Source organism: Candidatus Pelagibacter communis (genome assembly GCF_001179925.1).
Classification (GTDB): Bacteria; Pseudomonadota; Alphaproteobacteria; order Pelagibacterales; family Pelagibacteraceae; genus Pelagibacter; species Pelagibacter ubique_E.
In genome coordinates this window covers 16,711-32,535 of the sequence record NZ_CVSF01000027.1, presented here as the reverse complement: position 1 = coordinate 32,535, position 15,825 = coordinate 16,711, and the positions used below count along the sequence as shown (strand labels likewise).

Sequence of the window (15,825 nt, the reverse complement as noted above, 5' to 3'; positions counted from 1 at the left end):
TAGAAGAATATTTAGGAGACCTAATATCACTAGAAGGCCTTACAAAAGCTATAGTAGAAGGGTCTTCTGCTTCTGCAAAAACATTGTTTATGGTAGCTCCTAATGGAACTACTAGAGCAAAAGCATTAGCTGAAAGCGAAAATGGAGCAATTATTGAAGGTTCAGCAAATGATGTATCAGTATTACAAGTAGGTAAGTTTCCAGATTTTAGGGTAGCTCAAGAAACAATGATGAAGATTGAGCAAAGATTATCATACGCATTTTTATTAAATGCTTCTGTAATCAGAGATAGTGAAAGAACTACAGCAGAAGAAGTAAGAATGACAGCTCAAGAATTACAAGATAGCTTGGGTGGTATCTATGGAATTTTATCTCAAGAATTTCAATTACCTTTTGTTAGAAGAAAATTATCAGTATTAAATAAAACTAAAAAATTACCACAACTTCCTAAAGGAATTGTATTTCCAAAAGTTATAACTGGTATCGAAGCATTAGGAAGAACTACAGATAGAAATAAATTAATTCAATTTCTTCAGACACTCGCAGGTACGCTTGGAGCTGAAGCAATTGGAAAATATGTCAATGTCACTGAAGCTATAAAAAGATTAGCGACAGCAGATGGAATTGAAACAAAAGGTTTGATTAGAACCGAAGAAGATTTAATGGCTGAACAGCAAGCTCAACAACAAGCTATGATGGATGAGCAACAGCAGTCAGCTATTATGAGAGCAGGTGAGAAAATTGCAGGGAACATACCTCCTAAATCTTTAGGAGAAACAATAGCTCAACAACAATCAGAATAAGGAGAATATTAAAATGGTTGATAAAGTAGTAATTTCTCAAGAAGAAAATAATCCTTCTATTGAGGAACAGGCCAAAGCTCAAGAAGCTCCAGCAACACAAGAAGCTCAAACTCAAGAGACTTCTACTGAAGAAAGACCTTCATGGCTTCCAGATAAATTTTCTAACGCAGAAGAATTAGCGAAAGCTTATGGTGCATTAGAAACTAAACTATCTCAAAAAGCAGATGATAAGTCTAATGAGAAGATAGATGCAAAAATAAAAGAGCCAACAACAGAAACTCAAACTAATTCTTTAGATAAGTATTATGATGAGTATGCACAAACAGGTAAACTAGCTGAAACAAGTTATGGTGAATTAGAAAAACTTGGATTAGGTAGAGAAGTTGTTAATGCTTACATTGATGGTCAAACAGCATTAGCTGAACAAAAAGCAAATTCTATTATGTCTACTGTTGGAGGTAAAGAACAGTATACAGAAATGGTTAATTGGGCTTCACAAAACTTGGCTCCAGATGAAATAAAAGCTTTTAATAACACAATAGATAATGGTTCTTTAGAACAAGCACAATTAGCTATTGCTGGTGTTCAAGCAAAATATTCCCAGAATAATAATGAACCTAATTTATTTTCTGGAAATAAAGCAGAAGCAAATGTTGGCTACAGGTCAGTAGGCGAAATGCTAGCAGACATAAATGACCCAAGATATTCTACAGATAGTGCTTTCAGAGCAGATGTAGAACAAAAAGTTAAACTATCAAACGCAATATAAATAACACCTAATTAGGTGGGAAGGAGGAAAACTATGCCGATGGGTAAAGGAACCTATGGTTCAAAAAAAGGAAGACCGAAGCTTACAAAGAAACAAAAAACTTTGCCAGCTTCTTTAAAAAGAAAAATCAAAAAAGCTAGAGGTATGAAGTAATGGCTAAAAGACCAGGGCTTTATGCAAATATCAATAGAAGAAAAAGATTAGGTATATCAAGACCTAAATCTAAATCTACGATTTCAGCAAAAGCATATAAAAATATGAAAGCTGGATTTCCTAAAAAGAAAAAGAGAAAGTAATGTTAAATTTTCTTTTGCCTTTAATGAAAAATCCTCTCACTCGGATTATCGCTGATAAAACAGTTTCAGCAATAAACCATTCGATTGAGAAGAAAAAAGTCATTAGGGCAAAGGAGATTGAAGCAGAAGCTAATGTAAGTATAGAACAAATACGAAGTTCTAAATCTAGTATTAAGGATGAAGTATTAACTATAAAAATTACATTAATATTTCTAGCAATATTCTGGCCAACTACACAGCCATGGATGGAAAAAGGTTTTGAGATACTGAAGTCAGCTCCACAAGAATTTTGGTGGGCTGTACTTATTGTCTACTCTGGAAGCTTTGGTTTATCTACTGTTAATAAAATTCGTGGTAAGAAATAATGGTAGCTAAAAAATATCAAAATCCATCTGGTGGATTGAATGAAGCTGGTCGTAAATTTTATAAAAGAACGACTGGTGCTAATTTAAAAAGACCTAGTAAAAAAGTAGGAAACAAAAGACGAGCCTCGTTTTGTGCTAGGATGCGTGGGATGAAGAGAAAATTAACTTCAGCTAAAACAGCTAGAAATCCTAACAGTAGAATTAATAAAGCACTTCGAGCTTGGAATTGCTAAACTCACACACTCTTCTTAAAGAGGAGTGAGCCTTCACAAAGATAAAATTGCCTCAAAGGATTTACTTGCGAGTATATCCAGAGAGATAACTCTTGAAGTATGTGCAAGGAACTAAAACAACAAATCATAATTTAAAGGAGAATAATTATGTCAAATGCAGTAGTGTCCAGACTTGGACAAGTAAATGGTGCTAATGATGTCAATGCTCTTTTCTTAAAAGTATGGTCTGGTGAAGTTTTAGCTACTTTCCAAAGAGAAAACAAAATGTTAGGAATGACTAATGTTAGAAGTATCTCTTCTGGTAAGTCAGCACAGTTCCCTGTAATCGGAACAACTTCTGCTAGTTATCATACTCCAGGAAATGAAATACTTGGAACATCTGTAAAGCACGCAGAAAAAACAATAAACATTGATGACCTTTTGGTTTCATCTGCGTTTATTGCAAACATAGACGAAGCTAAAAACCACTACGATGTAAGAAGTACATATACATCTGAAATGGGTAGAGCATTAGCTAATACAGTAGACAAAAACCTACTTCAATTAGCTGTTTTAAGTGCAAGAGCTTCATCAACTATAACAGGTGGAAATGGAGGTCTTTCTCATGTTGATGCCGATGCAGGTACAAATGTAGCGTCATTAATCGAAAGTATCTTCTTTTGTGCACAAACTCTTGATGAGAAGGATGTTCCTTCTGAAGATAGATTTTGTGTAGTATCTCCAGCTCAATACTACAACATTGTGCAGAACGATAAAATCTTGAATAGAGATTTTGGAGCTCAAAACAATGGTGTGTATGCAGATGGAACTGTGATTAAAGTTGCTGGTGTTAATATTGTTAAATCAAACACAGCAGTGACAGCTTTCGCAGATAACTCGTCAGCAGTAAGTGGAACAAACAACACTTACAATGTTGATGCACAATACACTCAAGCAGTTGTTTTCCATAAAAGTGCATTAGGAACAGTTAAGCTAATGGATTTAGGTATGGAAAGTGAATATGATTTAAGAAGACAAGGCAGTCTAATGGTCGGAAAAATGGCTTTAGGTCATGGTATCTTAAGACCAGAAAGTGCTTGCGAAATCAAAACACAATAATGACTAAAAGACTTGGCGTAGAAATACGCCAGGTCTCCCACAAAATTCATGGCTACAATAACAACAAGAACTACACATCTTGAAGCAGTAAATACTATGCTCTCAACTATAGGAGAAGCACCAGTAAACTCTTTAACAGGTTCTTTACCTACAGATGCCTCAATGGCAAAAAATATTTTAGATGAAGTAAATAGAGAAGTACAATCAAGTGGTTGGAAATTTAATACATCATACAAAGCAACACTTTCAAGAGACACAGATAACAAAATTCCAGTTGCTAATGATGTAATGTTAATAGAATTAAATCCATTATTAGAAAGTAAAAGTTCTTATGACCCAGTTATAAGAGGAAGTTTTTTATTTAATCTAGCAAAAGAAACATTTGTATTTGATAAAAACTTTGAGAATGTCACAATTGTATCTTTATTAGATTTTGAAAATATTCCAGAACAAGCTCGTAGATATATAACTATAAGAGCATCAAGAATATTCCACGACAGAACATTAGGAGCTAACGCTTTACATAGATTTAGCCAACAAGATGAATTGGTTGCTTTATCAATATTAAAACAAGCAGAAGCTTCTGTTGCAGACCACAGTATTTTTAACAGTCACGACCAAATGACGACTGTTGCAAGGTCAAGGTCATACAAATTAATTGATTAAGGAGGACACAACATGGAAATGATTAAGAGAAAAATGATGCACTTTTGGACAGACCATAAAGTTGCAATCGCTTTAATTGCTATAGCTTTAGTAGTTGCAATCATAGTGTAATTAAAATGCCTTTAATAACTAGAAGTATACCCAATTTGATTGGGGGTGTGTCTCAACAACCAGAAATATTAAGATTAGAAAATCAAGCGACAGCTCAAGAGAATGGTTTTTCTGGTGTTGTTGAAGGTCTGAAAAAAAGACCACCTACAAAACACATAGCAAAAATTTCTAGTTCAACATTATCAAACGCATTTATTCATACAATTAATAGGGATGCCTCTGAACGATACATTGTGGTTATTACTAATGGCAGTGTTGTTGTTTATACTGTTGATGGAGTTGCTAAAACAGTTGTAAACCAGACTAATGCTACAAACTATTTAACTTCGACTAATCCTCGAAGTGAGTTCAAAGCATTAACTGTCAATGATTATACTTATATTTTAAATACTAAAAAAACTGTAGCTATGGACAGCTCGGTCACAAGTCCAGCTAAAATAGAACAAGCAGTTTATACAGTCACACAAGGTATAAATAACACTCCATATTCAGTGACGATTGATGGAACCACAACGACTTTTACATCTTCTAATTCAAACACAAAAGACATTAGGGATGGATTAAAAAGTGCAGTAGGAAGTCCATCTAATATTACTTTAGCAAACATTGGTGACAGTAGTTTTTCAATTGTAAAATCTTCTGGCACACTTGATGTTTCAGCATCCGATGGTTATGGAAACCAGGCTTCACAAGTTGTAAAAGATAAAGTTCAAAACTTTTCTGATTTACCAGCTCAAGCTATAAATAATATGGTTGTTGAAGTACAAGGTGATGCTTCAAATAGTTTTGATAACTATTATGTAATTTTTAAAACAAGCACAAATATTTGGGAAGAAACAGTAGCTCCAGGTTTAGAAACTACTTTAGACCCAGATACAATGCCTCATGTTTTAATTAGAACAGCAGATGGCAATTTTAGATTTACGCAAGTTGATGGTTCGTCTTACACTCTTTCTGGAACTTCTTATGATGTTCCTAGTTGGGGTACAAGAGTTGTAGGTGATTTAGACAGTTCACCTAATCCAAGTTTTGTTGGTAGTAAGATTAATGATATTTATTTTCACAGAAACAGATTAGGTTTTCTTGCAGATGAAAATGTAATTTTATCTAGGTCTGGTGAAGTATTTGAATTTTTTAATGAAACAGTCACAGACAGTTTAGATACAGACCCAATAGATATAAATGTTGCTCATACAAAAGTATCAATATTAAAACACGCAGTCGCTTTTGATGAGAAGCTTTTATTATTTAGTGACCAAACACAATTCATATTGACTGGGGGTGCAAGCTTATCTCCATCAAGTGTGTCTGTTAATGTCACTACAGAATATGAAACACTAGATAGTGTTCAGCCCAAAGGTTCTGGTAATAATGTATTCTTTCTTTTTAACAAAGGTCAATTTACTGGAGTTAGAGAAATGTATGTTGAGGCCGATGGTGAAACAAACCAGGGTGAAGATATAACAGCTAATATTCCAAAGTATGTACCTTCAGAAGTTTTTAAAATTGCAATTGCATCTAATGAAAATATTTTAGTTGCATTAAGTGGTAAGTCTGGAGAAGTAAATAATTTATATATTTACCAATGGTTCTTTGCACAAAGCAGAAGATTACAAAGTGCTTGGCATAGATGGAAAATTGGTGCCGATGCAAACACTACTATTTTGAATGTAGATTTTATTGGAACTACTTTATATCTGGTAATCCAAAGGTCAGATGGTGTTTACATAGAAACAGTTGATTGTGCTCCTGCGTCTACAGATACAGGAGAAAGTTATCTTACTCATTTAGACAGAAAGCTTGATAATTCACAAATAACTGAAAGCTATAATTCTGGAACCAATGTCACTACAATAACTCTTCCATACACAATTGATGCTACAATGAAACTTGTAGGCAAAAGTGGAGCTTCAAATAAAGCAGGAAGAGATATAACGCTTGCCTCACAAACAGGAACAACATTAACTGTAGCTGGGGATATAACAGGATTTAATTATTTTATAGGTGAGCAGTATGAATTTGCTTATACATTCTCACAACAATATCTTGCTCTTGGTCAAAATACACAAGGGTCAAGAACTAGAATTAGAGAAGGTAGACTTCAAATAAGAAACTGGACTGTATCTTTTAATGATACAGGATTTTTTCAATCAGAAGTCACTCCAGTTGGAAGGTCTACTTCGAGTGCAACATTTACAGGTACAATTGTTGGAACAGGATTAGCTGGTACAGTAAACCTTGAGGATGGAGATTTTACTTTCGCAGTACAAAGTAGAAATGAGAATTTAACTATTCAATTAAAAAACAATAGTCATCTTCCATGCAACTTTGTAAATGCAGAGTGGGAAGGATATTATGTTTCTCAAGCATCCAACTCATAAACCTCATTTAAGATTAGCAAGTGAAAATGATTGTATTTATTTATCTGAAAATTTAAGAGAAGAAGATAAACAAGAAATAAAAGCAGTCACAGGTTTACCACCTTTATTATCATTACTATCTGGATTAAAGATGAGTACAGTTCCTTTAGTAATTTGTAATGGCGATTGTAAACCAGTTGCTATGCTTGGTGTCGTACCTAATGGTCTAATAGGATTTATTTGGATGGTAGGTACCGATGATTTAAAAAAAATTAGTTTATCATTTTTAAGAAACTCAAAAGATGTTTGTGATGTTCTTAAAGGTAAACATCAAATTCTACATAATTATGTAGATAAAAGAAATAAACTTCATGTTAATTGGTTAAAGTGGATGGGCTTTACCATCATTAACGAAATTAATTATGGAATAGAAAATAGAAAATTTTATGAATTTGTTAAAATATAATGTGTAATCCAACTTTAATAGTCGCTGGTGCATCTGCTGTATTGCAATATCAAGTTGCAACTGCACAACAGAAGGCCATACAAGACCAACAAAAAAGACAAAATGAGATTGCTTTTAAAAGTTTAGAAAATAAAAGAACAGTTAAAACAACTCAATTAATTACAAAAACAAAAAGTAGATTAGAAAAAATTGGTGAAGCAGAAAAATTAGCAAGAAAGAAAAGGTCAATATTTAAAGTTAATAGAGAAAACTTTAATGGAAAATCTTATGACTTTTTATTAGCAAATTATTATGACACTGAAGGTACTTTTAGAAATAGAGTTTTAGGAAATGTAGAAAGAAGTAAATTTGCTTATCTTTACAACACAATGCCTGCTCTTGACTTAAATTATCAAAGACAAGCTACAATGGTATCACCAGTCACAAGAGGTTATAATGCTATTTCCTCTGGATTATCATTTGCTTCTACTTATTACGATTACAAAGCAAAACAAAATAGATACCAAACAGATGTAGACCCATACGATTATGGAACTTCAGAAAGTCTTTATTATGATGGGTGGGAGGACTAATGGCTAAAAGAGACCCAAATCCAGAGTTTAATCAATTGCCAGAAATGACTATTGAAACTGTTGATTACAATATGTTTTATAAGCCAGAGAAAGCAAATGTAAGCGAAGGATTAGTACAATTATCTAAATCATTACAAAGCTTGGTTCCTTCACTTTCTAATTATTCAATAACAGAAGAAATTAAATCTTCAGAAAAAGAGAAGAATAGAGCAATAGCAGATTATAACTCTAATAAAGATGCTTTTAAGAATTTAGTAAAATCTGGAAAAATACCAGAAGGAGCTAATCCACATTACTTTAATAAGATGATGGAGTTAGATTTAACTAACAAAGCTAGAAAATTTAAAAATGAATTTGATTTATTTGCTTCAGAAAACAGAATAGCAGAAAGCTTAACACCAGATGCCTGGAATGAAGTTTATGAAACAAAACTAAAAGAATTTTTTGAAAGAGAAAACATTAGTAATTACGACCAGATAGCACAAGCTAAAGCTTTCTTTAATGAAACATCTGCATTTAGAAATGAAAGAGAACAACAGCACATGGCTGAAAGAATGGCTTTCATTAAAAAGAATACACAAAATAATGCAATAAGAAATTATTCTGGAATATTTATAGAAGCACAAGGTGATGATTTAAGTATGGAAGATTTATTTGCAAAAATACAATCTGAAACAAAATCATTTATGGATTTAGGTACCAGTGGCGAAAGAGCAAATGATTTATTTCTTGCAGGCTTTAATAAATATTTAGAAGTAATTAATGACCAGGAAGGATTTGATTATGCCAGACAAGTATTAGAAGGTTTTGGAAATATTAAATTAGGAACAGGTTTATTTGCTGGTGAAAAAGGTGGTAGAAGAAATGAAACTATTAGAGCAGAATTAATAGCCACACTTAATGCAAAAGAATTAGAATTTTTAGAAGGAAGTAAAAAATCATTTAATATTAAAGAAGATATTAAAAAACAAAATTTAGGTGTAGAATTTTTTAACGCATTTAATCAAGAAGATTTTGACTTAAGCACTTTCTTAAATCAAAAAGTAGAAGATAATAATGGTGAATTAAAATTTAAGTATTCTAATAAAGACCAATTTTATTTAAGAGGTCTTAATGAAGCATTAAATAAATCTGTAGTAGTCACATCAAGTGACAGGGGTGCACTAGAAGATTTAATGATGTTAGAAGACAGTAATCCTTATTTAGTAAAACAAAAAGCTTTAGAGTTAGCTAGGGATGGAAAATTAACTAATGCTGATTTTAAATTTTATTTTAATTCTACAAATAGAAAACAAATATCAACTAGAAATGAGTTCTTTATTTTAAGTACACCTTATCAAAGGTACACAGAAATATTAAAGAATAAAGATATAGCTAGTATTCCAGGCTTTGCTATGGAGCTTCCAATGCTTCGAGGAAAATTTGAAGAAGACATGGTTGCTTGGCATAGAGAAAATGCAAATGACCCAAAATATGAAAACAAACCTTACCTGTATCAAAAAGATTTTAATGCACAGGTTAAGTTATTAATGGGTGATATATTAGCAGACAGTCAATTTATTCAGTCTGTCTATGACAGCTTTGGTAAAGAAATATCCAAGAAATTTAACATATTTATAGAAGACAGGAGACCTAAATAATGGCACAAATAGTAAATGGAGTACCATTTCCAGACGATTATACTAAAGAACAGATAGACGATTACTTTAAAAAACTAGAAGGTAATGAACTTCCTACAGAAGAAAATAAGGAAGTAGAAGATGAAAGAGGAATACTTACAGATGTTCCTGTTCAAGCTGTTGGTGGTGTAGCCGATGCTGGTAAATCTGCATTAAGATTAATTGAAGGTGTAGGCCAAGACATGAAGAGAAAATTCAATGTTGGTGGTTTTACATTCGGTGACAATGCAGAAAATGGTTTTGTTCAATACCATACTTATGATGATGTAATTAATAATAATATTAAATTACCTGTATCTGGAGACCCAACTAAAATTGGCGATAGTGCTTTTGAAGAACTTATTCCAGACATAGATGATGCCGATACAGCTACAGGTGCAGTCACAAGAAGTATTTCACAGTTCTTATCTGGTTGGTATTTAACTAAACCTGCTAAAGGATTACAAATAGTAAGTGGTGGAAGTAAAGCTGTAAACTTTGCTAAAGCAACTACAAGAGGAGCAGTAGCAGACTTTGTAGCTTTTGATGAAGAAACTGGAAGATTTATGGATATGGTTAATACACAGTTTCCATCATTACAAAATCCATTATTTGAATATTTATCTTCTGAAGGTAAAGACGAAAGTTTTTATGAAGCAAGATTAAAGAACGCTATTGAAGGTGCTTTACTTGGTGGAGTTATGGAAGGTACAATTAGAGGTACAGCTCCATTTCTTAAAAAACAATTACAAGGTTTTTCTACTTGGATTAAATTAAAAAGAAAATCTTTAGCTGGTAAAAATGTAGATAACGCTAAATTAGCAAAACTTGAAAAAGAATTAACTCAACAAGCTGAAGAAAACTTTACAGCCAGTGGTAAGAAGAGCACACAAAAATTAATAACTAGCATTGTTGATGAAGCAAGCACTTCAGAAAAAATTGCTGGTGTAGTTCAAGATATTAAGAAAACAGCTACAGATGATGAATTAAGTAAAAGAATTGTAGATAATTTCTCTGGTTATATGGAGAGAGTACAAAAAGGTGGTAAGACTAATTGGAGAACTATAGATGAAAGTTTAGATTTAGGTTTATCTCCAAGAGCATACGCAGATACTAACTTTGGAATTATAGCTTTGAACGCTATGAGGAAAGTTATTAATGCAGAGAAAAAGTTTGATGTTATGTCTACAGAAATAATTGAAAGACAAGCAACTAAACAAGGTTATGACATAATACAAACTACAAAAATGTTAGGCCAACTTGGTAATAAAATGGAAGAAGGTCTAAAGTTTATGTATGCTTCTCAAGCTATTCAGCAAAACCTTGCAGATGCTCTTTACAAAATGTCTGTTGGTTTAGCTAAAGGAACAAAAGAATATACAGAAAATGAAGCTAAAATAACTACAGCTTTATTAATGAGACTTATGAGATTTGATGACAAGGTAGCATCTAATCTTGGTAGAGGTCTTAATTTAAGAGGAATATTAAAAGACAGAAATGTTGATTTAGGTAATGACCAAATTCTTAATTTAGTAAGAAGTATGGATAGTTGGAATGGTGATTTTAAAGCCTTCTATCAAGGTGTTGCTCAAGTAAGAGACAAAAATATGCTTACTAGAATTGTTGATTTTGTATTTAGAAATAGATTTTGGAATAGAGCAAACGAAGTATGGATGTCATTTGCATTATCAAATCCTAAAACACAAATAATAAATGTCGTATCAACAGCAAACAATTTATTCTTAAGACCAGCACAATCATATCTAGGAAGTAAATTAACCTGGGGTATGGATGATTTTACTAAAGCACAAATGAAAGAGCATGGACAAGATATTGCTCATACTGTTGCTGGATACAGAAGTTATTTATCAGATGCTCTAGTATTCACTAAAAAAGCATTTAATGATGAAGATAGTATTTTATTTGCTGGTAGTACAAAGTTTGACACAAACACTAAAGCATTAGGTACAAGTAATGTTGCTAAAGCTATAAGAATACCTTTAAGAGGTCTTACAGCTATGGATGAATTTTTTAAACAAATAGCCTACAGAGCAAGATTAAGTTCAATATCTACGAGAGAAGCTATCGAAAAAGGAGCTTCACAAGATAAAATTGTAATGCAATTAAAAGATGGAACTAAAATTTCAGAGTTCGATGAAATGGTTGCAAAAAGATTTAGAGCAGGTTTTGATGAAAGTGGTGTTATTGCATTAGATAAAGAAGCTTCAAGATTTGCAAAAGAAGTGACATTCACAAAAGAATTAGATGGTGTACTTGGTTATATTCAAAGAATTACAAATGAAGTTCCTATTATAAAACAAATTTTACCTTTTGTTAAAACACCTGCTAACCTTGCAATACAAGCAATTGAAATGACACCTTTAGGTATTACAGGTAAGAACTGGAAACATTTCACAGGTACTTCAAGAGACGCTGTTAGAATTGCAGAAGTACGAGGAAGAGTAGCTGTAGGAACTACAATACTTGGTACAATCTCATTATTAAATTTAACAGGAATTATTACTGGTGGTTATCATCCAGATAAAGAAATTAGAAGACAACAACAATCAGTTGGCTTTCAACCTTATTCTATAAAAGTAGGAGATACTTATATTGAGTATGGAAGATTAGACCCAATAGGTATGTTAGTTGGTTTAGTTGCAGACTATGGAAATATCTATAGTGACTTAAATGATAAAGACAGAGAGAAAGTTGAAAACAATTTATTATCATTTTTAGTAAATCAACAAACTGGTGCAGAAGAAGATTTAGATATGGGTAATAAAATATCTAATATGGCTATTGCTACATACAAAGCTGGATTTAAAAATATTGCGTCTAAAACTTATCTTAAAGGTTTAGTTGATTTTGTGACTTCATTTGATGGTAATGCTGTAGATAAAAAAGGTCTATGGTGGTTAGAGAATAAAGTAGGTTCTTATGTTCCTAATATATTAGGTAAAGTATTAAACGACCCATTCTTAAGAGAAACTGAAGGATTTATGCAAGCAATACAAAAAAGACTTGGTGGTACAGGTTTACCTAAAACTTACAATGTATTAGGTGAAAGTATTGTTGATAGTACAAATGCTCCAGGTAGATTATTTAATAATTTATTTAATCCTTTTACTGTTAAGAAACAAAAAGATGATGAAGTATTAAAAGCTTTTATCAAACATGAGATAAATATTCCTGCATTACAACCAGTTATCAAAGGTGTTGATTTAACACAATTTGTTAATCCAAAGACAGGTAAGACAGCTTTTGAAGAATATAATGAATTAATAGGTAAATCTGGATTAAGGAAAGATTTAGAGAGAACTATCAAAAGCAACAGATTTAAAGATGCTCCAGACCAAATTGTATTAGATGAGAATAATAAGTTTGGTGGTAAGAAAGCAATTGTCTACGATAGAGTAAAATTCTATAGAGATTTAGAATTTAATAAAATTCAGTTTTCTCAAAAGTATGTTTCAAAAATTAATCCAAAAATAACACTTGGCCAGGCTTATATTAATAAAGATATTATTAAGAAAATAGGTAAGGCTACAAATAAATTTCCGACAGGTATGAAGACTGGTGTTTATGATTTCATAGACCAGACCAAGTAATATCATAAGAGGACACTTTAGATATATAAACGATGTCATTTTTAGCAAGGGTGTCGTATACTGCCAATGGCAATACAAACACCTTCTCATTTTCGTTTCCATATATCCTAACAAGCCATGTTAAGGCTTATGTAGATGGGGTAGAGGACACTAGCATTACATTCCCTACAGCATCTTCAGTTCAATTGTCATCTACGCCAGCTAATGGAGCTGTAGTTCTTATTCAAAGAATTACACCTTCAGATGCTAGGCTTGTAGATTTCCAAGATGGAAGTGTATTAACTTCATCTGATTTAGACCAATCAGCAGACCAGAACTTTTTCTTATCACAAGAAACTTCAGATAATGTTCAATCAAAATTAGGTCTTAATGCTAGCGATAGATTTGATGCTTTAAATAAAAGAATTATAAATCTAGCTAATCCAGTAGACAATCAAGATGCTGTCACTAAACATTATTTAGAGAACACTTGGTTATCAAGTTCAGATAAAGCTAATATTACTACACTTGCAGGAATTTCAAATTTAGGAACGCTAGCTAATAATGAAACAAATATTAATACTGTAGCTACCAATATTAGTTCAGTAAATACAGTAGCAACAAACATTACAAAGGTTGTAGCTGTTGCCGATGATTTAGCTGAAGCTGTTTCAGAGGTAGTGACAGTTGCAGATGATTTAAACGAAGCTACTTCAGAGATTGATGTAGTAGCCAACAATATTACAAATGTTAATGCAGTTGGAAATAATATTACCAATGTAAATTCTGTAGCCACAAACAGCACAAATATTAATTTGGTTGCTGGCTCAATTACAAATGTAAATAATGTCGGAGGCTCTATAGCCAATGTTAATACTGTTAGTTCAAATTTAGCTTCAGTAAATAACTTTGGAGAAAAATACAAAATTTCTGCTTCGGCTCCATCAAGTCCAACTGAAGGTATGCTTTGGTATGATACCCAAAATGACATTATGAAAGTCTATTCGGGTTCTGCTTTTGCTAACGCAGGCTCTTCAGTAAATGGAACTTCTGGAAGATTTAAGTATATAGCTACAGCTAACCAAACGACTTTTACAGGTGCATCACACTCTGATACTGGAAGTGCTGTATTAACTTACGATAGTGGGTTCATTGACATTTTCAAAAATGGTGTTCACCTTGACCCTTCAGATTACACAGCAACAGATGGCTCTACTATAGTCCTAGATGTTGGCTGTTCAGTTAATGATGAAATTTATGTTTTAACTTTTGGTACATTTAATGTTGCCTCTATATCTGCAAACTCAATAACTTCAGATGTATTAGCAACTGCCAGAGGTGGTACAGGTTTAGGGTCTATTGGTACAGCAGGCCAGGTTTTAAAAGTTAATTCTTCAGCTAACGCTTTAGAATATGGAAACGCTTCTTCAGCAGAAGTTTATGGTTTTGAAACTTATTACAATGGGTCTACTTTAGTAAAAACTGTCACTGTTCAATCAGTCGGTGGTTCAAATAAATATTTTATAGATGGTGTTCAGCAAGATACTTTAGAATTATACGAAGGAAACACTTATGTGTTTAATCATCCTTCAGCTCATCCATTTAGATTTTCGACAGATAGTGGCAATTCAAATGCTTACACTACTGGAGTGACAGTAAACTCATCAACACAAGTGACTATAGTTGTAGCAACAGGAGCTCCAACTCTTTACTATTATTGCAGTTCACATAGTGGAATGGGTGGCCAGGCAAACACACCTGTGCCAGCAGTCAATAACTTAAGAATTATTACAACCAATCAAGGTGTAGATAATATTTCATCAAGCCAATACGCCAGCTTTGATGATGTAATGTTTAGTGCGAGTGGCTTTGTCTTCTCAATCTCAAATGGCGAACTAATAGCTACAATATAACAGGAGAAAAATTAATTATGGCTACAATAAATCTAGGCAATATAAAGTTCAATTGGAAGGGAACTTATAATGCTGGTACAGCTTACGCAATTGACGATGTTGTTTCTTACAATGGTTCGTCTTATGTTTGCATTTTAGCAAGTACAGGGAACCTTCCAACCAATACTACTTACTGGAATGTAATGTCGTCAGCAGGAACAAACGGAACTGACGGAACAGACCTAACGACTACTTTAACGACACAAGGTGACATAGTTTACAGAGACGGTTCAGGTCTAGCTAGACTTGGTGCAGGAACTTCAGGACAAGTTTTACAGACTGGGGGAACTGGTGCTAATCCGAGTTGGGGAACAGTATCATCTGACTATGTAAAAGTAGCTAATGGCACACTTTCTAATCAAGGTGATTTAATTTTAAATAATTTTGATTTTACTACATACAAACATTTTAAAGTTTATCTAAATGGAGTTAATACAAATAATAACTCTGAATATTTAGCTATTAGATTTCAATATGATAATAGTGGTTCACCTGCTACTGATACTGGAAGTGAATATACTTATTTCTTAAAAGGTCGTCATGTGTACGGAAGCAGTAGTGATACTGGAGAAAATAGTGGTACTTCTTTGCAAGATAGAATTAGAACCAATTGGCAAACTACAGCAACAAGTAATGGTGCTTCTTGGAAACAAGATTTTCAATTTGAGTTAAGTAATTGGAACAATACAAATTCTTCTAAACAACTTTTTATTAGAATGTGTGGTGTCTATGACAATGGTACTGAATATCATTATTATTTAGATGGTGGTGCTGTTAGTCGTAATGATACTAGAGCATATAATGGATTAAGATTTTTCTTAAACAATAGTAATAATTTTAATGTCGATAACTATTACATTTATGGAATTAAAGGATAAAGGAGACC

The 15,825-nt window shown here is 32.7% G+C and carries 14 protein-coding genes; all 14 read left to right on the top strand.

Translation table 11 applies throughout. From position 1 onward, the window contains the following. Positions 1–803: portal protein (locus AMN70_RS01975; RefSeq protein WP_218836800.1), on the top strand; the 803-nt coding region annotated here is incomplete at its 5' end. A gap of 13 nt (positions 804–816) precedes the next feature. Next, positions 817–1,572 carry a capsid assembly protein gene (locus tag AMN70_RS01970; RefSeq protein WP_075501337.1) on the top strand — a complete coding sequence of 252 codons (756 nt, stop codon included), beginning with the start codon at positions 817–819 and terminating at the stop codon, positions 1,570–1,572. A gap of 152 nt (positions 1,573–1,724) precedes the next feature. After that, positions 1,725–1,868 (top strand): hypothetical protein, encoded by a 144-nt coding sequence (locus AMN70_RS05640; RefSeq protein WP_179850367.1) that lies wholly within the window; start codon positions 1,725–1,727, stop codon positions 1,866–1,868. Then, entirely contained in the window at positions 1,868–2,233 is a 366-nt protein-coding gene (locus tag AMN70_RS01965) for a hypothetical protein (protein WP_075501336.1), read from the top strand. The genes AMN70_RS05640 and AMN70_RS01965 overlap by 1 nt, the downstream gene beginning before the upstream one ends. Next, complete coding sequence (locus AMN70_RS01960; protein ID WP_218836799.1) at positions 2,233–2,466, top strand: DUF6321 domain-containing protein; 234 nt, start codon at positions 2,233–2,235, stop codon at positions 2,464–2,466. The genes AMN70_RS01965 and AMN70_RS01960 overlap by 1 nt, the downstream gene beginning before the upstream one ends. Before the next feature lie 147 nt (positions 2,467–2,613). Beyond that, positions 2,614–3,564, top strand: a complete 951-nt coding sequence (locus AMN70_RS01955) for a phage capsid protein (RefSeq protein WP_075501335.1) — start codon at positions 2,614–2,616, stop codon at positions 3,562–3,564. A 48-nt stretch (positions 3,565–3,612) separates the two neighbouring features. Further along, complete coding sequence (locus AMN70_RS01950; protein WP_082255055.1) at positions 3,613–4,230, top strand: hypothetical protein; 618 nt, start codon at positions 3,613–3,615, stop codon at positions 4,228–4,230. A gap of 116 nt (positions 4,231–4,346) precedes the next feature. Then, positions 4,347–6,722 (top strand): phage nozzle protein, encoded by a 2,376-nt coding sequence (locus AMN70_RS01945; protein ID WP_075501334.1) that lies wholly within the window; start codon positions 4,347–4,349, stop codon positions 6,720–6,722. After that, the gene (locus AMN70_RS01940) at positions 6,697–7,167 is read left to right on the top strand and encodes a hypothetical protein (RefSeq protein ID WP_075501333.1); all 471 of its coding nucleotides are present in this window, start codon (positions 6,697–6,699) and stop codon (positions 7,165–7,167) included. The genes AMN70_RS01945 and AMN70_RS01940 overlap by 26 nt, the downstream gene beginning before the upstream one ends. Beyond that, positions 7,167–7,739 (top strand): virion core protein, T7 gp14 family, encoded by a 573-nt coding sequence (locus AMN70_RS01935; RefSeq protein WP_075501332.1) that lies wholly within the window; start codon positions 7,167–7,169, stop codon positions 7,737–7,739. The genes AMN70_RS01940 and AMN70_RS01935 overlap by 1 nt, the downstream gene beginning before the upstream one ends. Beyond that, positions 7,739–9,379, top strand: coding sequence for a hypothetical protein (locus tag AMN70_RS01930; RefSeq protein ID WP_075501331.1), 1,641 nt, complete (start codon positions 7,739–7,741; stop codon positions 9,377–9,379). Before AMN70_RS01935 ends, AMN70_RS01930 begins: the two co-directional genes overlap by 1 nt. Continuing rightward, entirely contained in the window at positions 9,379–13,008 is a 3,630-nt protein-coding gene (locus AMN70_RS01925) for a hypothetical protein (RefSeq protein WP_075501330.1), read from the top strand. The genes AMN70_RS01930 and AMN70_RS01925 overlap by 1 nt, the downstream gene beginning before the upstream one ends. Positions 13,009–13,040: 32 nt before the next feature. Then, on the top strand, positions 13,041–14,900 hold the full coding sequence (locus AMN70_RS01920) for a phage tail fiber domain-containing protein (RefSeq protein ID WP_075501329.1): 1,860 nt from the start codon (positions 13,041–13,043) through the stop codon (positions 14,898–14,900). 17 nt (positions 14,901–14,917) lie between these two features. Continuing rightward, positions 14,918–15,817 (top strand): carbohydrate-binding protein, encoded by a 900-nt coding sequence (locus AMN70_RS01915; RefSeq protein ID WP_075501328.1) that lies wholly within the window; start codon positions 14,918–14,920, stop codon positions 15,815–15,817. The last annotated feature ends 8 nt before the right edge of the window (positions 15,818–15,825 follow it).